16 protein-coding genes, 1 tRNA gene and 1 other annotated feature are annotated in these 19677 nt (G+C 32.3%); of the genes, 3 read left to right on the top strand and 14 right to left on the bottom strand.

Annotation, left to right across the window (positions count from 1 at the left end; all coding sequences use genetic code 11):
* Positions 1 to 91: 91 nt before the first annotated feature.
* A complete protein-coding gene (locus B5E58_RS08570) occupies positions 92 to 2617 on the bottom strand; it encodes an FAD-dependent oxidoreductase (protein ID WP_088109273.1) in 2526 nt (841 codons plus the stop codon).
* A gap of 239 nt (positions 2618 to 2856) precedes the next feature.
* On the opposite strand from B5E58_RS08570, the gene ychF reads away from it, so the two are divergent.
* A complete protein-coding gene (gene ychF / locus B5E58_RS08565) occupies positions 2857 to 3954 on the top strand; it encodes a redox-regulated ATPase YchF (protein ID WP_088109272.1) in 1098 nt (365 codons plus the stop codon).
* A 53-nt stretch (positions 3955 to 4007) separates the two neighbouring features.
* Here ychF and B5E58_RS08560 read toward each other — a convergent pair whose 3' ends face one another.
* Positions 4008 to 5024 carry a LacI family DNA-binding transcriptional regulator gene (locus tag B5E58_RS08560; RefSeq protein WP_088109271.1) on the bottom strand — a complete coding sequence of 339 codons (1017 nt, stop codon included), beginning with the start codon at positions 5022 to 5024 and terminating at the stop codon, positions 4008 to 4010.
* 187 nt (positions 5025 to 5211) lie between these two features.
* On the opposite strand from B5E58_RS08560, the gene lepB reads away from it, so the two are divergent.
* Together lepB and B5E58_RS08550 are read left to right on the top strand one after the other, a co-directional pair.
* Complete coding sequence (lepB, locus tag B5E58_RS08555) at positions 5212 to 5706, top strand: signal peptidase I (RefSeq protein ID WP_088109270.1); 495 nt, start codon at positions 5212 to 5214, stop codon at positions 5704 to 5706.
* A gap of 94 nt (positions 5707 to 5800) precedes the next feature.
* Positions 5801 to 7381, top strand: a complete 1581-nt coding sequence (locus B5E58_RS08550) for a DUF3794 and LysM peptidoglycan-binding domain-containing protein (RefSeq protein ID WP_088109269.1) — start codon at positions 5801 to 5803, stop codon at positions 7379 to 7381.
* Positions 7382 to 7434: 53 nt separating this feature from the next.
* Here B5E58_RS08550 and murA read toward each other — a convergent pair whose 3' ends face one another.
* The 12 genes from murA to rplJ all read right to left on the bottom strand — a co-directional run bounded on the left by murA (position 7435) and on the right by rplJ (position 19430).
* Positions 7435 to 8691, bottom strand: coding sequence for a UDP-N-acetylglucosamine 1-carboxyvinyltransferase (gene murA, locus B5E58_RS08545; protein WP_088109268.1), 1257 nt, complete (start codon positions 8689 to 8691; stop codon positions 7435 to 7437).
* Positions 8692 to 8772: 81 nt separating this feature from the next.
* A tRNA-Arg gene (locus B5E58_RS08540) sits at positions 8773 to 8845 on the bottom strand.
* Between the two features lie 88 nt (positions 8846 to 8933).
* Complete coding sequence (locus B5E58_RS08535; protein ID WP_088109267.1) at positions 8934 to 11387, bottom strand: glycogen/starch/alpha-glucan phosphorylase; 2454 nt, start codon at positions 11385 to 11387, stop codon at positions 8934 to 8936.
* A 325-nt stretch (positions 11388 to 11712) separates the two neighbouring features.
* A complete protein-coding gene (locus B5E58_RS08530) occupies positions 11713 to 12342 on the bottom strand; it encodes a hypothetical protein (protein WP_088109266.1) in 630 nt (209 codons plus the stop codon).
* A gap of 84 nt (positions 12343 to 12426) precedes the next feature.
* On the bottom strand, positions 12427 to 13497 hold the full coding sequence (gene prfA, locus B5E58_RS08525) for a peptide chain release factor 1 (protein ID WP_088109265.1): 1071 nt from the start codon (positions 13495 to 13497) through the stop codon (positions 12427 to 12429).
* Positions 13498 to 13510: 13 nt separating this feature from the next.
* Entirely contained in the window at positions 13511 to 14356 is an 846-nt protein-coding gene (gene prmC, locus B5E58_RS08520) for a peptide chain release factor N(5)-glutamine methyltransferase (RefSeq protein ID WP_088109264.1), read from the bottom strand.
* Complete coding sequence (locus B5E58_RS08515) at positions 14349 to 15266, bottom strand: DUF1385 domain-containing protein (RefSeq protein ID WP_088109263.1); 918 nt, start codon at positions 15264 to 15266, stop codon at positions 14349 to 14351. The genes prmC and B5E58_RS08515 overlap by 8 nt, the downstream gene beginning before the upstream one ends.
* Before the next feature lie 74 nt (positions 15267 to 15340).
* Positions 15341 to 15544: a 50S ribosomal protein L31 gene (gene rpmE, locus B5E58_RS08510; RefSeq protein WP_088109262.1), complete on the bottom strand. Its 204-nt coding sequence runs from the start codon at positions 15542 to 15544 to the stop codon at positions 15341 to 15343.
* Positions 15545 to 15647: 103 nt separating this feature from the next.
* The gene (gene rho / locus B5E58_RS08505; RefSeq protein WP_088109261.1) at positions 15648 to 17117 is read right to left on the bottom strand and encodes a transcription termination factor Rho; all 1470 of its coding nucleotides are present in this window, start codon (positions 17115 to 17117) and stop codon (positions 15648 to 15650) included.
* A 27-nt stretch (positions 17118 to 17144) separates the two neighbouring features.
* On the bottom strand, positions 17145 to 18260 hold the full coding sequence (locus tag B5E58_RS08500; RefSeq protein WP_088109260.1) for a LysM peptidoglycan-binding domain-containing protein: 1116 nt from the start codon (positions 18258 to 18260) through the stop codon (positions 17145 to 17147).
* Positions 18261 to 18505: 245 nt separating this feature from the next.
* A complete protein-coding gene (rplL, locus tag B5E58_RS08495) occupies positions 18506 to 18877 on the bottom strand; it encodes a 50S ribosomal protein L7/L12 (RefSeq protein WP_088109259.1) in 372 nt (123 codons plus the stop codon).
* 64 nt (positions 18878 to 18941) lie between these two features.
* The gene (gene rplJ / locus B5E58_RS08490; protein ID WP_088109258.1) at positions 18942 to 19430 is read right to left on the bottom strand and encodes a 50S ribosomal protein L10; all 489 of its coding nucleotides are present in this window, start codon (positions 19428 to 19430) and stop codon (positions 18942 to 18944) included.
* Positions 19431 to 19460: 30 nt separating this feature from the next.
* Positions 19461 to 19603: a sequence feature (ribosomal protein L10 leader region), on the bottom strand.
* Between the last annotated feature and the right edge of the window lie 74 nt (positions 19604 to 19677).

Raw genomic sequence — 19677 nt, 5'->3', positions numbered from 1 at the left:
AGAAATTTTTGTATAAAATTTTTTCATACAAAAACAATATTAAATAAACAAAAAGACACCTTAAAACAAGGCGTCTTTTGTTATTATTATATTATTTAAAAAATTCTCCAAAACTCATACCTTTTGAAACAGCTTCTGTAAGTTTAACAAGAGTTTTTGTATCTCCTATAAGAATTCCACCACAGAGACGATTATTTAAGAAATAGTATTTCTCATAAGTTCCCTTTGCAGTATCATTAAACTCAGCTGTTTTATATCTAAGTTTAGGATTTGAACCGTTATCACCAATAGAGAATACAGATGTATTCATACCATTAAATGCTAAAGAAGGAGTAATATTTTCATATTCAGCCTCATCACCACAAGCACAAGTTCCAGCAACTTTTCCCATTTCAAGAGCCTCAGCCCATACAGCATAATTTATACCATCAAGCTGTGCACAGTCACCACAAGCATAAACATCTTCAATATTTGTTCTCATGTTACTATCAACAACAATAGCTCTATCTGTTTCAATTCCTGCATCTTTAGCAAGGGCAATATTCGCTCTTACACCACTTGATATAATAACAAGTTCAGCGTCAATGATTTCACCATCAGTAAGTTTTACACCTGTTGCAAAATCTTCACCTTCAATATCTTCAACAGAAACTCCAAGTCTTACATCAATTCCTGCTTTTTTAATCTTGCCCAAAAGAATTTCAGAAGCTTTTTCATCAAGCTGTCTTGGCATAATTCTATTAGCAATCTCTATAACTGTAACATGAGCTTTTGATTTGCTTAACTCCCAAGCAGCCTCAAGACCTAAAACACCACCACCAATAACAGCAATATTTTTAACATCTTTAAGAATAGCTCTCACTTTATCAGTATCACTTAATCTTCTTATAGATACTACATTTTTCTTTTCAGCACCTTTTATTGGAGGAACAAAGCACTCTGCACCCATAGCATATACAAGTTTGTCATATTTAAGAACAAAGTTGTCATTTGCTATAACTTCTTTATTTTCTGTATCAATTTTTTCAACAGTCTTTCCTGTTACAACATATATATTATTTTCTTCATACCATTTTTCATCGTAAACAGCAATCTGCTCTGCTGTAAATCCAGCAAGTAATGATTTTGTGAGCATAGGTCTGTTGTATGTGAGATGTTCTTCATTTGTAACCATAACAATTGAACAAGTTTTATTTCTTGCCCTTATAGCCTCTGCTGCTGAAAGTCCTGCAATACCATTTCCAAGTATAAGGAATTTTTCATTAGTATCATTTGAGTATGTTACTTCATCAGCATCAACCTCAATAAAGTTATCTCTACCTACACCACAAACTGGGCATATATCTTTTGATGAGTCAAATATAGCACCACAAACAACACATTTAACAAGCTGTCTTCTTCCTGCTTTTCTTGGATTTTCTTTCTTTAATACAATACAACCAAAGTTATATCCATATTCATAAGCGTCCTGAAGATTTGTCTCACTAGGTTTAAATCTTACTTTAAATCCATCAACAACTTTCATTTTAAGCTGTTTAAGTCTTTCAAGAAGATGTGGAACAGCCTCACCACTCCAGCCGTAGCTACCAAAAGCAGAAGCAACTTTTCCACCATGAGTTACACCAAATATTGATGTTGTAAGGTCCCAAATAGGTTTTAATGCAGCTCCAACAATAGTAGGAGAACCAAGAAGTATACCATCAGCATATCCAAGTTCTGTTAAAACCTCAGAAACATCAGCTGTAACCATATCATAAGCCTTTACATCAATGTCACCACTATCTCTTATACCTCTTGCAATTTCTTCACCAAGTTCTTTTGTATATCCATAAGCACTAACATAAGGCATAACAACAGTTTTCTTTTTGTTTGGATTTACAACTGTACACCAATTTTTATATGTTTCTTTAAGCTCATCAATTCTGCAATCAACAACAGGGCCATGTCCTACACAAATCATTTCTACATCAAGGTCTTTTATTCTATTTAATGCTTTAACCATAAAAGGCTTAAATGGTCCTATAATATTATCAAAATAATATTTAGCAGCTCTCATATAACCTTCATTGTCTGTAACTTTACTTAAAAGAATTCCATCAAAGCTGTAATGGGAACCAAAAGAGTCACAAGTAAAGAGAGTTTTGTCTTCTTCAACATAAGTATACATTGAATCTGGCCAGTGAAGGTTTGGAAGAACCATAAAATGAAGTGTCTTATCACCTAAAGAAAGAGTATCGTTCTCTTTAACAGTTATGCTGTAAAAATCTCTGTTTACAATCTCTTTTAAAAATCCTATTGCACAAGCTGTTCCAACAACTTTAATATTAGGATTTAATTCAATAAGTTTTTCAATACTTCCCGCATGGTCAGGCTCTGTATGGTTCATTACAATATAATCAATATCTTTAATATCAACTATTGATTTTAAAGCCTCAATATATTCATCAAAAAATTTAAGTTTTGCAGTTTCAAAAAGTGCTGTTTTTTCACTGCCTTTGAGTATATATGAATTATATGTTGTACCGAACTCTGTCTCCATTACAATGTCAAAGACTCTAAGGTTAGGGTCAAGAACGCCTGTCCAATAAAGACCTTTTTTAAGTTCCAATGTCTGCATTAAATAACATCTCCTTTAATAAATAATAATATATATTTAACAAAAAATTAACTCGACTATTTTTGTCTTAATTATACCACATTGTCTAATAAAAAACAATCTTCACTTTGTCTAATTATTACCTTGAAACAATATATTTTTTTATGCATATGAAAGTTTTATATTATTGATAAATAAACCTCTATAAAGTATAATATCAAAAGATAATTTTATTATACTCGAAAGGAAGAAATAAATATATGAAACTCGGTATTGTAGGACTTCCCAATGTGGGAAAAAGTACATTATTCAATTCAATGACTTTAGGAAAGGCAGAAGCTGCAAACTATCCCTTCTGTACAATAGACCCAAATGTAGGTATAGTTACTGTACCTGATGAAAGACTTACAAAACTCACAGAGCTTTACAATTCTGCAAAAACAACACCAGCTGTAATAGAGTTTGTTGACATTGCAGGTCTTGTAAAGGGAGCAAGTAAAGGTGAAGGACTTGGAAACAAATTCTTATCCCATATACGTGAAGTAGACGCAATAGTTCACGTTGTTAGATGTTTTGAGGACTCAAACGTAGTTCATGTAGATGGAAGCGTTGACCCAATAAGAGATATTGAGACAATAAATCTTGAGCTTATATTCTCTGACATAGAAATAATTGAAAGAAGAATAGCAAAGACAGCAAAAATGGCAAAAGCTGATAAATCATTACAGAAAGAGCTTGACATTCTCGAAGAATTAAAAGAAACTCTTGAAGCTGGAAAATGTGCTCGTGCTATTGAGTATGATGACCCAGATGACAAAGCTTTTGTTGACAGTCTCACACTTCTTACAAGAAAGCCTGTACTCTATGCTGCAAACGTTACAGAAGATGACCTTGCAGATGATGGAGCATCAAACGAATTTGTAAAAAGAGTTCGTGAGTTTGCAAAAGAGGAAGGTTCAGAAGTATTTGTACTTTGTGCAAAAATCGAAGAAGAAATATCTGACCTTGATGAAGAAGACAAAAAAGAATTTCTTGCAGAACTTGGAGTATCATCAAGCGGTCTTGATAGACTTATAGCAGCAAGCTACAAACTTTTAGGTCTTATAAGTTATCTTACAAGTGGTCCTGATGAGACAAGAGCATGGACAATTACTGTTGGAACAAAAGCTCCACAGGCTGCCGGAAAAATACACTCTGACTTTGAAAGAGGATTTATTCGTGCTGAAGTTGTTGCATATGATGACCTTATTCGTTTAGGCTCATACAACCTTGCAAGAGAACAGGGGCTTGTTCGTTCTGAAGGAAAAGAATACGTTGTAAAAGACGGAGATGTTATACTCTTTAGATTTAATGTATAATAAAAAAAATCACAGTATTTTTGATACTGTGATTTTTTATTTTAAAAATAAAATTATAAAAGAGGAGAAGACTCTCTTATAACAAGCTCTGTATCAAGAAGTATATGCTTTTTCTCATCTATATTATGCTCAAGTATTTCAGAAATAAGTTTTATACATTCAGAAGCCATTTTCTCAAGAGGCATATCAACAACAGTTATTGAAGGCATAAAATATTTTGAAATTTCAGAAGGACCTATTCCAACAGATATAACTTCGCAATCCTCAGGAACATTTACACCATTTTTATTAAAGAAATGTATAAGACCTTGAGCCATAACATCAGAATCAACAAAAACCGCCCTTGGTATTCTACCCTTTCTAAAAAAATATTCTCCTGCTTCTGTTCCACCCAAAACGGAATTTTTAACACTCACTATAAGTTCATCAGGTATTTTAAAACCTTTACGCTGAAAGAAATTATAAAAACTCTTTCCCCTCTCTTGCATACCATAAAATGAATTTTTCTGTATAACCATACCAACATCAGTTATACCTTTTCTAAATATATGATTTGCAGCTATCTCACCAGCTTTAACATTATCAATTCTGATAGTGTGATATTTTTCAGAATTTCTGTTTATAAGTACAGCCGGTATAGGCAGAGGATTTTCATTTAAAAACTCTTGGTCCTTTATATTTGTATTGGCTATTATAACGGCATTGTATGTACTCATGTTTTTAAGTCCACTTTCATTTTCAAGCCTGTTATTTTCAAAAGGACAAATCACTGTTGATACAGGAAGTTTTGATTTTACAAGTTCTGTCTGGAGACCTTCTATAAATCTTGCAAGAAATCCTGTTGTAAAATCTATTGCCCAGTAGACACCCACAGTGTATTTTTCTTTATCACTACTTCTTAATCTTCTTGCAGACACACTGGGATTATAGTTAAGCTCCTTTATTGCCTCGAGGACTTTCTTTTGTGTTTTTTCGGAAATTTTTCTGGCTTTTGCCTGACCATTAAGTATTATGGATACAGTAGAAACAGATACTCCCGAAAGTTTTGCCACATCTTTTATAGTAGCCATTAATCTCACCTCTTATATTATATATTAATAAAATAACATATCTTTGTCAAATACTGTGCATAAACTCCTAAGTCTTTCAAATGGTAATTTTTTCATAGACAAAAAATGCTGTTTTTTTGTTTAAAGCCTTGTTTTTTCCACAAAAACCTCTATACTTTAGTATATATCCAATTTGGCAGGTGATGTAATGAAGTTAAGGGAATGGAAAGAGGCATTTATAGAAGCAGGAATTATAATTGCACTGCTTTTTTTATTTTGCTGGCCCGTGAAAATAGACGGAATTTCCATGGAGCATACATTCCAAGACAAAAACAGAGTTTTTATTTCAAGAGCCAGTAAATACATTGATGATATAGAAAAAGGCGATATAATAGTATTTTCAGAAACTCTTGAAGGAAAAGATAAGCGTCTTATAAAACGAGTTATAGCCACAGAAGGCGACACCGTAAAAATAGACAGGGGAAAGGTATATATAAATTCAGAAGAAATAGAAGAATATTATGTTACAGGTATGACCATGGGCCATTTTGAAACTGTTGTCCCAGATAACAGTTTCTTTGTTATGGGTGACAACAGAGAAAACAGTATCGACAGCCGACATCTTGGAACAATTGACAAAAAAGATATTATAGGAAAAGTATTTTTAAAATGGTATCCTTTTAATGAAATAACTCATTATTGAAAAATTGTACCCATATAAAAAAAATTGTATTTTTAATTCATAAATTACCTCTTTTGAAACTATATTTTAATATAGTGATAAGGAGGTTTTTTTAATGTCTATGGAAACTGAAAGAACAGATATAACAATAGAAACAAAGGGAGCTTTTAGAACAATACAGGTTATGGCTGACGGTGATGCAATAGTACCTGATATAAAGCCAGATATAGAAAAAATATTGACAGTATCAGGAAGGATAAATACCATTGATGAAAAAATATCTGATAACAGAGCTTTTTTCAAAGGTGAAGTAGTTTGTTCAATAATGTACAGAGGCAGAAACACAGAAAACTGTATATATTCAATGATAGCCACAATACCTTTTGAAGATGTAATACCATTACCAGAAAGCGAAAAAAACTCAAATACACACATATACTTTAATATTGAAAATATAAACTATAAAGTTATAAATGACAGAAAAATAAATTTACGTTGTGCAATAACAGCAAAATCAGAGACAAACTTTTTTGACAACATGAGCATAATAAAAACTGTATCAGGCTCACCAGACATTATGGTAAAAGACAAATCAATAAAAATATGTAAATGTGTTGATAGAAAAAAAGATATATTAAACATAAACGAAATTTTAAATTTACCTTCTGGAAAACCTAACATTGGAAATATAGTTGAATGTACAGGATACATAGGAAATCGTGAAATAAAGCCTTTTAATGGAAAAGTTAATATAACAGGAACAATTTTTATGACTGTAATATACACATCAGACACAGAAAATTCTATGGCTGAAACGGCATTTTTTGAAGTACCTTTTAATATTATGGAAGATTGCAGAAATTCATCTGAAAATATTACAATAGACACAGTTATGGATATATCTGATATAAACTGTAAAACAGAAATAGATGATGACGGAGAGGAAAGAAAAATAAATACAGATATTTCAATAGACCTTTATATGCAAGCCTATGAAAATGAAGAAAAAGACATTGCTGATGATATATACAGTCTTTCTGAAAATCTAAAACCTGAAAAAACAAACATAGAATATCCATGTTTTGTAATGAAAAACAGCACAAAAGCATCATTTAAAGATATTATTTCTGCTGACAATAAATATCCTGAAATGCTCAGGGTTCAAAACGTCAGTTCCAAAATGGATATAACAGACAAAAAACCTTCAGAAAACAAAATAACTGTTGAAGGTGTTTTAAGTGGTGACATACTTTATACAGCCCAAAGTGATAGCGAACCAGTATCAGTAATACCTTACAATATACCTTTCTCTCAAGATATAGAAATAAAATCAGATTTTGATGATATGTTTTATAATATAAATGGATATATTGACAATATATCTTTTGATATGATGTCTGAGAGAGAAACAGAAGTCAAAGTCACTTGTATATTTGATGTGACAGTATTCAGAAATATGAGAACTGACTTTTTAACTGATATAACAACTGATGAAAACTGTAAAAACATCAGTAATGCTGAAATAATAATATACACAGTTCAAAGAGGAGACAGTTTATGGGATATTGCAAAAAAATATAGCACCACAATGGAAGATATAACAATGCTTAATACAATAGAAAATCCTGAAAAACTTGTGGCTGGTGAAAAACTTCTTATATTCAAAACTATACCTAAAAAGAATATTGAAATCTAAAAAAATTGGGTGTATAAATTTAATTTTATACACCCTTTTCTATTTATATACTTTCATATCTTTTTTATAAAAGCTCCAAGGCTTTCAAATTTCTTTTCTATATTACAATAACCTCTTTCAATATGATAAATATCACTTATTTCAGTTTCACCTTCAGCAGCCAAAGCAGAAAGTATAAGAGCTGCTCCTCCTCTAAGGTCTGTTGCTCTCACTTGAGTTCCTGTTAACTTTTTGACTCCCTCTATAACAGCACTTCTACTATCAATTTTAATATCTGCTCCCATTCTTCTAAGTTCGCCAGCATATATAAATCTATTTTCAAAAACAGTCTCTGTTATTATACTTGTACCTGATATTACAGCAGATAAACTCATAAATTGTGACTGCATATCTGTTGGAAAGCCAGGAAAAGGCATTGTTTTTATATTGATAGGTTTAAGTTTTTCATTTGCAGCTACTCTCATTTTGTTTCCTTCAAGTTCCTCTATAAGTACATTACTTTCAGCTAATTTTGCAGTTACAGGCTTTAAATGCTCGCTTATAACGTTTTCAAGTATAATATCACCACCAGTAATGGCAGAGGCAACCATAAAAGTTCCCGCCTCTATTCTGTCAGGTATAACTTTATGTTTAGCACCTTTAAGTTTTTCTGAACCTTCTATTTTTATTGTATCAGTTCCGGCTCCTGTAACCTTTGCACCCATTTTACACAAAAACTTTGCAAGGTCACATATTTCAGGTTCAGCAGCAGCATTTTCAATCACAGTTACACCAGAAGCAAGAGCGGCTGCCATCATTATATTTTCAGTTGCTCCAACACTAGGAAAATCAAGGTAAATTGTATCTCCTATAAGTTTTTTTGTTTTAGCTGATATAAAACCCATTTTCTGCTCAATTGTAGCTCCCATAGCCTGAAAACCTTTTAAATGAAGGTCGACAGGGCGACTTCCTATTTGACATCCTCCCGGCAATGGTATTCTTGCCTTTTTCATCCTTGCCAAAAGAGGTCCCATTATTATAAAAGATGCTCTTAATTTACTTGCATCATCGCTGTCCTCTTCCCAAGTTCCTATATTTTTACAACATACAGTTACTTTCTCTTTCTTTTCATCATAATCAATATCTGCACCAAGTTTTTTTAATATATCAATCATAACAAAAACATCTTTCAAAGGTGGCACTGATGATATTACACATTCCTCATCTGTCAAAATTGATGCGGCAAGTATTGGCAAAGCTCCATTTTTTGCTCCGCTTATCTTCACATTTCCTGATAGAGCAGGACTTTTTGAAACAACAAATACAGACATAATAAAATTCTCCTCTTTATCATAAAATTTATATTATTATGCCCTTAAAAAATTATAATATCATTAAAAAATCAATAAAAAAGTTTCCTGTGGGAGTCGAACCCACTGCCTTTCGGTCCGGAGCCGAACGCTCTATCCATTGAGCTAAGGAAACATTAAGTATAATTTTATAATTTATTTTTATATATGTCAACATAAATTGAAAAGGCGTGCCGTTAGGCACGCCTGAATTTTTAACATCATTACATTTCAATATGAACTGGTTTAAGGTTCCATATCTCATTTGCATACTGTTTAATTGTTCTATCACTTGAGAATTTACCACTCTTAGCTGTATTGATAATAGCCATTTTAGCCCATTTTTCTTTATCTTTATAAGTAGCATCAACTTCCTGCTGAGCTCTTACATAGTCTTCAAAGTCTGCAAGTACAAAGTACTCATCAGCTCTTCCGCCATAACCATTTAAGAGTGAGTCATAAAGCTCTCTGAAAAGGTCTGGATTTTCAGGACAGAATGTTCCGTTAATAAGTTCATTAAGAACAGTTCTTGCTCCCTGGTTCATGTTATAAACCATCCATGGGTCATAAGAGTTATCTTTATATTTTGCAATAACTTCTTCTGATGACATACCAAATATGAATATATTATCTCTGCCAACTTCCTCACAAATTTCAACGTTAGCACCGTCCATAGTACCTATTGTGAGAGCACCGTTAAGCATAAATTTCATATTACCTGTACCAGAAGCTTCTTTACTTGCTGTTGAAATCTGCTCACTTACATCAGCAGCAGGTATGAGTTTTTCAGCAAGAGAAACTCTGTAATTTTCCATAAATACAACTTTGATTTTTCCGTTTATTGACTCGTCATTGTTGATAACATCAGCAACAGAGTTAATAAGTTTGATTACAAGTTTAGCTTTTCTGTAACTTGCAGCAGCCTTTGCACCAAATATAAATGTTCTAGGAACTATATCCATACCAGGATTTAATTTAATCTGGTTGTAAAGGTGAATTATATTAAATACATTTAAAAGCTGTCTCTTATACTCATGAAGTCTCTTAACCTGTATATCAAAAATAGAGTCTGGATTTATTTCAATACCTTTTGTCTCTTTGATATATTTAGCAAGAGCTATTTTATTATTCTTTTTGATTTCCATAAATTTGTTCTGGAAATCTTTATCATCAGCATACTGAAGAAGTCCTTCAAGTTTTGAAAGGTCTGTTGTCCAGCCATCTCCAACTTTTTCTGTAACAAGTTTAGCAAGCTCTGGGTTTGCATGAAGAAGCCATCTTCTCTGTGTTATACCGTTTGTCTTATTGTTGAATTTTTCAGGATAAATTTCATAGAAATCTTTAAGTTCCTGATTTTTAAGAATTTCTGTATGAAGTGCAGCAACACCATTTACAGAGTGGCTTCCAACGATAGCAAGGTAAGCCATTCTAATCTGACCGTCAGCGATTATAGCCATTTTTCTAATTTTTTCATGGTCATTTCCGTAACGCTCAATTAAAGCAGCACAATAACGTCTGTTGATTTCTTCAACAATCTGATAGATACGTGGAAGAAGTCTTGAGAAAAGGTCAAGAGGCCATTTTTCAAGGGCTTCAGCCATAATTGTATGGTTTGTGTATGCACAAACTTTTCTTGTAATTTCCCAAGCTTCATCCCAAGGTACATCGTTTTCGTCAACAAGAACTCTCATAAGTTCTGGAACTGCAACTGTTGGGTGTGTATCGTTAAGCTGGAAAGCAACTTTCTCAGGAAGTAATTTGAAATCAGAATGTTTTTCTTTAAATCTTTCAATTACTCTCTGAACAGTAGCTGAAATGAAGAAATACTGCTGTTTTAAACGAAGTTCTTTTCCTGAATAGTTATCATCAGCAGGATAGAGAACTTCTGTAAGAGTTTTTGCAAGGTTCTGTTCTGCAACAGCCTGGTCATGTTTTCCTTCATTAAATTTTTTAAGGTCAAATTCATTCTTTGGTTTTGCATCCCAAAGACGAAGTGTATTTACTGTATTATTATTGTATCCAACAATAGGATAATCATAAGGTATGGCAATTACAGACTGATAGTTTTCCTGTACAAAGCGATATTCACCATTTCCTTTAGGAACAGCTTTTACATTACCGCCAAATTTTACTTCAACAGCATACTCATTACGTCTTACAGACCATGGGTCACCGTTTTCAAGCCAGTTATCAGGATATTCAACCTGTTCACCATTTTCAATTCTCTGCTCAAAAATTCCATAATGGTAACGAATACCACAGCCATAAGCTGGAAGTTCAAGAGTTGAAAGAGAGTCTAAGAAACAAGCAGCAAGTCTTCCAAGACCACCATTTCCAAGACCTGGGTCTGGCTCTGTCTCCTCGATTGCATTGTAATCAATACCAAGCTCTTCAAAAGCTCCTCTAACTTCGTCGTCCATCATAAGATTTAAAACGCAGTTTCCTAAAAATCTTCCCATAAGGAATTCCATTGAAAGGTAATAAACAACCTTTACATCTTTTTCTGCATAATCACTGTGTGTTTTAAGCCATTTATCTGTTATAACATCACGAACGGCAAAAACAGCAGCCTGATAAAGCTCCTCTTTTGAAGCATTGTCAACAGTCTTTCTGTAAAGATTTTTTACATTGTCAACAATAAGTCCTTTCAATTCATCTTTGCTAATGTTATAGTTCATTATGAACCCCCCAATAAAAAATGATATTGTAACTTTAACAACTTAAAATATCTAAAGAGATAAATATTACACTTTATCCTCTCTGTATAATTAATATACCATATTTTGAGTAATATTTGCAAATCAATTAGTATTGACAGTTTTTTTGTTATAGTGATTTTTTTATAAAAAATTATGGTATACTGTTAATTGTCGGATATTTCATTAGTATTTATTCAAAAAATTGAGCAATACTACACAAAATATATCTTTAAATTAATGCAATATGCTGTGTAAAAAAATTTTTTTGTAAATTTTTAGGGCAAAAAAATAACCAAGCATTTTTTTATAAATTTACTCCAAAAATTCCTATACCAGCTATAAATCCAATCAAAGAAGCACAGCATACAAAAAAATCCTCTGAAAGTGTTATTTTTTCGGGCAAAACATCCTTACATATCACATATAATATAGCTCCTCCCGACATGGCATATATAAATTCGGCATTTTTATCATAACAAAAATTTAAATATATACTGATTACACCACTAAAAGCCATAAAAAAAGAATAAAAAAGTTTAAATCTTATATTTCCGCCAACTATACAGCTCATAACATATAATCCTGTGAAAAATGACGAATATATAAAACTTTCACCACATGACATAAAAACACTTCCAACAACTATTCCACCAAAAAAACAAAGTATAACCTCAACAAAAAAGTTTCCAATATATTTTTCATAAAAAAGGGAAAATATTATACCTCCAAAAACAAATATAAGAGAATATATAATACCACTTCTATAAAAAACCTCTGTTATAAAACTAAAACACATAAATGAAAGTAAAACTCCACCCCAAAAACATTTTAAAACTCTGTAAATTTTATTTTTTTCAAAAAATACACCTAATAAACAACCTAAAACAGCAGAAGAAAATAAAATTATAAAAGCAAAAATAATTATACTTCCCAAAAAAATCACCCCATATAAAATACATTATTGTAAATTATATGAGGTGAAATATATACCTATTAAAATATAAACTTTTTTTATTTTTTATTCTTCAGTATTTCCCATTTTTTCGGCTCTGTCTGTTGTTATTAAAGTGTCCATAATTTCGTCCAAATCACCGTCAAGAACCATATCAAGTTTATGGAGAGTAAGACCTACTCTATGGTCTGTAACTCGTCCCTGTGGGAAATTATATGTTCTTATACGCTCATTTCTGTTTCCTGTACCAACCTGAGCTTTTCTGTCAGCAGAAATTTCAGCGTCATGTTTAGCCTGTTCCATTTCATATATTCTTGCATAGAGAACTTTTAAAGCCTGTGCCTTATTTTTAAGCTGTGATTTTTCATTCTGACAAGATACAACTATACCTGTTGGAATATGAGTTACACGAACAGCAGAGTCTGTTGTATTTACACACTGACCACCATTTCCAGAAGCTCTGAAAACGTCTATTCTTACATCATTCATGTCAATATTAACATCAACTTCCTCAGCCTCAGGCAATACAGCAACAGTAACTGTTGATGTATGTATTCTTCCGCCACTTTCTGTTACAGGTATTCTCTGTACTCTGTGAACACCACTTTCAAATTTTAAGCGAGAATAAGCACCTGTTCCCTTTATCATAAATGATATTTCTTTAAAGCCCCCTAAATCATTTTCATTTGTATTCATTATCTCAACTTTCCATTTCTGTCTTTCAGCATATCTTGAATACATTCTGAAAAGGTCACCGGCAAAAAGTGCAGCCTCATCTCCACCAGCTCCACCTCTTATTTCAACAATAACATTTTTATCGTCATTAGGGTCTTTAGGTATAAGAAGTATTGTAAGTTCATTTTTAACAGTTTCAAGTTTTTGTTTATTTTCGGAAAGTTCCTCTTTTACCATTTCCCTAAAATCATCATCAAGTTTTTCTTTGAGCATTTCAAGCTCATCTTCAATTTCTTCTGAAAGAGTTTTATACTCTCTATATTTCTCAATAATAGGAGTCATATCACTATATTCTTTCATAAGTTTACGCCATTCATCTTGATTGGCAATAACATCGGGGGCGTTTATGCTCTCCCCAAGATTTTCATATTTTGTTTCTATTTCCTGTAAACGGTCTAACATAAAACACCTCTTATCATAATTTAATTCCTGTCACAACTCTGTCAAGTCCTGCTAAGTCTTTTATAACTTTAACATCACAGAAACCATTTTCAACTAATATATTTTTAACATCTTCACCTTGGTCATAACCTATTTCAAAAAGTATCAAACCATTTTTATTAAGATAATCAACAGACTCTTTTACAATTTTTCTATAAAAATAAAGTCCATCATCTCCACCATCAAGGGCATTATAAGGTTCATTGTCCTTCACTTCACGCATAAGACCTTTTATAACATCAGTTTTTATATAAGGTGGATTTGAAACGATAGCATCAAATTTATCATTTATATTGCTAAAAACATCACTTAAAACAAAATTAAGTTTAGCAAAAACTTCATTATGTTTAGCATTTCTTCTAGCAGTATCAAGAGCTCCTTCACTTATATCAACAGCTGTTCCTCTAGCCTCTGTATAATAGGCAAGACTTATGGCAATACAGCCTGAACCTGTACCTATATCAATAAAATTTTTAACTCTATATTTTTTAAAACTTTCTATGGCAGTCTCAACAAGTATTTCTGTATCATTTCTAGGTATAAGTGTAAAGGGATTTACAAAAAACTCAAGAGACATAAACTCACAGCTACCTAATATATACTGTGTAGGAACACCGGAAGCTCTCTTTTCAACATACTCTTTGAATTTTTTATATTCATCATCTGATAAAACTTTTTTACCCTCAATAAAAAGTTTTACCCTTGAAATATCAAGGGTTTTCATCATAAAAAGTTCTGCATCAAGAGCATAACTTTCACATTCATTTTCTTTAAGGAGTTTTTTTGCCCATAAAAGACTACTTTCAACAGTATTATTCATCAGGCTCCTCCTCCAAAACACTTTTCATAGCTGCAATAGCAGTTTCAATTTGGCTTCCGTCTGGTTCAGCAGTAGTTATTTTTTGAAGGCATAAACCGGGATAACTTACCAATTTTACAAAAGCAGAATTACTTCTTCCAGCCCAGCGTAAAACTTCATAGGACACACCTGCAACAACAGGTACAAGAAGTATTCTTGAAACCATTCTAAGTAATAACACGTCTGTTCTTACAAAGAAAAATATAACCATACTAATCATCATTACAAGAAAAAGGAAACTTGTTCCACATCTCTTATGAAGTCTTGTATGTTTCTTTACATTTTCAACAGTGAGTTCATCACCACTCTCAAAGCAATTTATTGTTTTATGCTCTGCACCGTGATATTGAAAAACTCTCTGAATATCTTTCATTCTTGATATAAGCATTAAGTATCCAAGGAATATAAATATTCTTATAAATCCCTCAATTATACCTAAAGCCCAAGTTTCAACATGATTTTTGAAAAATCCACCAAGAAAAACAGGAAGAAGGAAAAAGAGAGCAATAGCCATTATCATTGATATTGTAACGCTTATATATATAATATAATCGTTAAGTTTTTCTCCGAATTTATCCATAAGGAATTTTTCAAATTTTGAAGGTTCTCCCTCCTCCTCAATACCTTCTCCGGCAATCTCTGCACTTCTCATAAGTATTTTTGTACCCATAACGAGAGAGTCAACGAAAGCAGAAACACCTCTAAATATTGGAAGTCTGAATATTCCCCATTTATGTGAAAGGTCTTTAACCTCATTTTTCTCTATTGTAATGCCGCCTTCAGGATTTCTTACAGCCATGGCATAAATTTTTTTGCCACGCATCATAACACCTTCAATAACAGCCTGTCCGCCTATATTGGTTTTTCTCAAAAAAATCACCTCTTTTAAAAAAGATTTTTAATAGAAAAAAAGGGCCGGTAAAACCAACCCTTTGAATTTCAATATTATTTTCTGCCGTATTTTTTGTTGAATTTTTCAACTCTACCGCCAGCCTCAAGAAGAAGCTTCTGACTTCCTGTGTAGAATGGGTGGCATTTTGAACAAACCTCGACTCTGATTTCTTCTTTTGTAGAACCAGTTACGAATTCGTTACCGCAGTTACATTTTACTTTTACCTGATGGTACTCTGGATGTATTCCTTCTCTCATTTCTTTCACCTCTCTCTGTTGATCAATAATTCCTTTGATTATTTAAAGACAACATGGGTATTGTAGCATATTTCAGCTATTTTTGCAATAGTTGTTGTATCTACTATTTTACTATATTTTTCTCTATAATAGGTATCATTTCCACAAATTCGTTATTGTCAGAAGTTTTTGACATCTGTTCAAGTATACTCTGTGTAAGTTCTGAGCCTGAAACATTTCCTGTAATCTTTCTAAGTATATAAACGCTTTCCATTTCTTTTTTTGAAAGGAGTTTGTCCTCTCTCCTTGTGCCAGATTTATTTATATCTATTGCAGGGAAAATGCGTCTTTCAGAAAGTTTTCTGTCAAGGACAAGTTCCATATTACCTGTACCCTTAAATTCTTCAAATATAACCTCGTCCATTTTACTTCCAGTATCAACAAGAGCTGTTGCAAGTATTGTAAGACTTCCGCCGTTTTCAATATTTCTTGCAGCTCCAAAGAATTTTTTAGGCATATAGAGGGCTGCCGGGTCAAGACCACCAGAAAGAGTTCTTCCACTTGGTGGAATTGTAAGATTATAAGCTCTTGCAAGTCTTGTTATACTATCAAGAAGTATTACAAGGTCTTTACCCTGTTCCACAAGGCGTTTTGCTCTCTCAAGAACCATTTCAGCAACTCTTTTGTGATGTTCAGGCTGCTCATCAAAGGTTGAATATACTATCTCAACATTCTCACCTTCTATTGAACGCTGAATATCTGTAACCTCCTCTGGACGTTCATCTATAAGAAGAACTATAAGGTTTATTTCTTTATGATTTTTTGTTATGGCATTAGCCATTTTTGTCAAAAGTACAGTTTTACCAACTTTAGGTGGTGCAACTATCATTCCTCTTTGACCTTTTCCAATTGGTGCTACAAGGTCTATAATCCTTGTAGAAAGCTCATTTTTATCTGTCTCAAGTGTAAGTCTGTCTGTTGGATATATAGGAGTAAGGTCCTCAAAATTAGGTCTTTTTGAAGCCTGCTCCGGATTATCCCCATTTACAGATTTAACATATAAAAGGGCGTTAAATTTTTCATTTTCCCTTGCAAGGCGTATATTTCCCTTAACACAATCACCTGTTTTAAGATTAAATCTTCTAATTTGAGAAGGTGAAATATATATGTCATTTGCACCAGGAAGAAAATTTTCTGTTCTAAGGAAGCCATAACCATCAGCCATAACCTCCAATATCCCCTCACCCATATTATTGTTATCTATTATTTGCTGTACATCTTGCTGTCTTGTTTCTGTACTTTGATTTTCTGATGATTTATATTCAAAATGTCTTTTTTCTCTAGCCTCATTTTTATGTTCAAAATCGTTACTGTTATCCTTAAGGCTAAAACCATAAGTTGTAACAACAGGAGTTTGCTCTTTTTCAGTATTTTCTAAAACTGTATTTTTACAATCCTTTTTATTTTTTTCTTCCATTTCTCTTATTTTATCAATAAGTTCTTTTTTCTTATAGGAAGTAACAGCTTTTATCCCCATTTCTTTTGCCAAAGCTCTAAGCTCCTGTAAATTTTTACTATCCAAAGAATCTTCCATAATTCCTCCCAAAATATAAAACAAAAATTATTTAGGTATCTTAAGTACCTGACCAATTTGAAGACTAGAATTTTCTGTAAGACCGTTTGCTTCAAGTATCTTTGTGTAATCAGCAAAATTTCCATAAATCTTTGTAGCTATCGAACCGAAAGTATCACCAGGAACAACAGTGTATGTATCAAAATTTCCTGTATCTGTTGTAGTAGTTTCTTTTTTCTCACCTGTTCCAGTGTATTTTTCAAGCTCTTCCTGTAAAGAAAGAATTTCCATTTTAAGTTCTTCATTTTGCTCCTGAGTTGTTGCAAATTCTTTAAGCTCCTCATTAGCTTTATGAAGCTGACCACTTAAAGTTATTGTTTTAATAGCAAAGAAAATAAAAAGTATTATAAATACTGCTCCCGCACCCATAACAACTTTTTTGTTTGAAGGAAGATTAAATTTATCTTCTTCCACAAAATCCTCTGCTCTATAAAGCTCATTTAAAGCTGCATCTTTTGTTATTCTGTCAAGGTCTAAATCATGGTTCATATTTTTAAAAGATGCTTCAGATTGTTTTTTTGATGATTTTATTATGCTTTTCTTCTTCTTTGCAGTATTTTCGACAGGTTTTTCTTGAACAGTATTTTTTGAAGAAGGTTTCATTTTAACAGTCTGTATATTGTTATAGTCTTCTTTTTTTATTTTACTGCTATTACTAGCATTTTTATTCCTATTTTCAGATGAATTTTCAATTTTTTTAATATTTTCAGAATTTCCCTTGATTTTTCTGCTTTTCTTTTTAAGCTCATCAAAAATAGTTATATCACTTTCACTTTCAAGTTTTTGAAATTTCTCTATATTATTTTGTGATTTTTTACTATTATCTTCTTGGTTAAATTCTATTCCAAAATCTTTATTTATTTCTTTTTTAACCTGTTCACTTCTTGCTTTTTTTACCAAGTCAACTTCTGAAAGTTCTCTTTTTCTTGTTCTGTAAGAAGCTGTTTCAGAATTAAGACCTTTACCTCTAAGAGGGTGTGTTTCCATAAGAATATCTCTTACTTCTTTTGAAACATCATTATATAACTCATTATAATATTCAGTATCATCTAGTTCTTCTATATTTTCTAAATCTTTTAAATCGTCTTTATTATTGTTCTCCATGCTTATCCTCCTATTATTTATTTTTTAAGACAAAATATATAGAAATTTCCCTTTATACTCCTAAAAAAAGTATTATTAATTTCATAATAATACTTATATAATTTTAACCTTACACGGGACAAGTGTCAAACAATATAATTGGTTTTTAAGCATTCTTAATAAATTTTTAATAAGCACAAAAAAAACCGCCCGTCATAATAAGCGGGCGGTAATTTTTGGTGTAAAAATTCAAGCTATTGTCAAAATTACTTAAGTGTAACTTTAGCGCCAACTTCTTCAAGTTTAGCTTTGATAGCTTCAGCGTCTTCTTTAGAAGCAGCTTCTTTGATAACCTTAGGAGCGTTGTCAACAACTTCTTTAGCTTCTTTAAGTCCAAGACCTGTTGCTTCTCTAACAACTTTGATAACTTTGATTTTTTCTGAACCAACTTCTGTTAATTCAACGTCGAATTCTGTTTTTTCTTCAGCTGCTGCTGCTGGGCCAGCTGCTACTACTGCAACACCTGCTGCTGCTGATACACCGAATTCTTCCTCTGCTGCTTTTACTAAATCGTTAAGCTCGATAACTGTGAGCTCTTTTACTGCATCAATGATTTCCTGGATTGATAATTTTGCCATTATAAAGCACCTCCGAAATATTTTTTAAATAGTAATCAAATTAAATTTTAAATCAAACTGCCAATTACTCAGCTTTGCTCTCAGCAACCTGCTGGATAACACGAGCAAATGAAGACATTGGGCTCTTGAAGCTTCCAAGTAATTTGGAAAGAAGAACGTCTCTTGAAGGGATTTCAGCGATAACTTTCATACCTTCAGCATCGTATACTGTGCTTTCAACAACACCAGCTTTGAACTCTAATGCTTTAAAGTTTTTAGCTTCTTTGCTGATAACGCTTGGGCCTGCTGTTGCATCTTCATAACTGAATGCTACTGCACTTGGTCCTTCTAAGTATGGAGCTAATCCTTCAAACTGTGTTCCCTGAATAGCAAAGTTTACCATTGTGTTTTTGTAAACTTTATAGTCAACACCTGCTTCTCTTAATTTCTTTCTGAGAATTGTGTCCTGTTCAACTGTTAATCCTCTAGGGTCAACTAAAACTACAGAAGTAGCTTTTTCAAGTTTCTCTTTAATTTCATTAACAATAACTTGTTTCTGTTCGATTTTTGCCATTCTTTACACCTCCTTGTAAATATAAATGAAATGGCCGTAAAAAAAGCCTCTTTTGCACGCAGACGAAAGAGGCTGTAATCTCTATTTATAAAAGAACTTCCTCGGCAGGCAATCTATTATAAAAATTTTATCCCAAAGGGACCTGCTGTCTACGGCTGTATTCATTTCAAACAACTACTGTATTATATATCAAAAAACTATTTATGTCAATATATTTTTCGCCAAAATTTAAAACCATTTATATTAT

The sequence above is a fragment of the Tyzzerella sp. An114 genome, from assembly GCF_002161055.1.
Lineage (GTDB): Bacteria > Bacillota > Clostridia > Lachnospirales > Anaerotignaceae > Fimicola > Fimicola cottocaccae.
Note: the sequence above shows the minus strand (reverse complement) of the source record. Positions and strands in the feature narration are given on the sequence as shown.

Excerpts from the sequence above, each read along its gene's own strand:
- B5E58_RS08570 (WP_088109273.1), bottom strand. The coding sequence starts at position 2,617 with ATGCAGACATTGGAACTTAAAAAAGGTCTTTATTGGACAGGCGTTCTT.
- ychF (WP_088109272.1), top strand. The coding sequence starts at position 2,857 with ATGAAACTCGGTATTGTAGGACTTCCCAATGTGGGAAAAAGTACATTA.
- B5E58_RS08560 (WP_088109271.1), bottom strand. The coding sequence starts at position 5,024 with ATGGCTACTATAAAAGATGTGGCAAAACTTTCGGGAGTATCTGTTTCT.
- lepB (WP_088109270.1), top strand. The coding sequence starts at position 5,212 with ATGAAGTTAAGGGAATGGAAAGAGGCATTTATAGAAGCAGGAATTATA.
- B5E58_RS08550 (WP_088109269.1), top strand. The coding sequence starts at position 5,801 with ATGTCTATGGAAACTGAAAGAACAGATATAACAATAGAAACAAAGGGA.
- murA (WP_088109268.1), bottom strand. The coding sequence starts at position 8,691 with ATGTCTGTATTTGTTGTTTCAAAAAGTCCTGCTCTATCAGGAAATGTG.
- B5E58_RS08535 (WP_088109267.1), bottom strand. The coding sequence starts at position 11,387 with ATGAACTATAACATTAGCAAAGATGAATTGAAAGGACTTATTGTTGAC.
- prfA (WP_088109265.1), bottom strand. The coding sequence starts at position 13,497 with ATGTTAGACCGTTTACAGGAAATAGAAACAAAATATGAAAATCTTGGG.
- prmC (WP_088109264.1), bottom strand. The coding sequence starts at position 14,356 with ATGAATAATACTGTTGAAAGTAGTCTTTTATGGGCAAAAAAACTCCTT.
- rpmE (WP_088109262.1), bottom strand. The coding sequence starts at position 15,544 with ATGAGAGAAGGAATACATCCAGAGTACCATCAGGTAAAAGTAAAATGT.
- rho (WP_088109261.1), bottom strand. The coding sequence starts at position 17,117 with ATGGAAGATTCTTTGGATAGTAAAAATTTACAGGAGCTTAGAGCTTTG.
- B5E58_RS08500 (WP_088109260.1), bottom strand. The coding sequence starts at position 18,260 with ATGGAGAACAATAATAAAGACGATTTAAAAGATTTAGAAAATATAGAA.
- rplL (WP_088109259.1), bottom strand. The coding sequence starts at position 18,877 with ATGGCAAAATTATCAATCCAGGAAATCATTGATGCAGTAAAAGAGCTC.
- rplJ (WP_088109258.1), bottom strand. The coding sequence starts at position 19,430 with ATGGCAAAAATCGAACAGAAACAAGTTATTGTTAATGAAATTAAAGAG.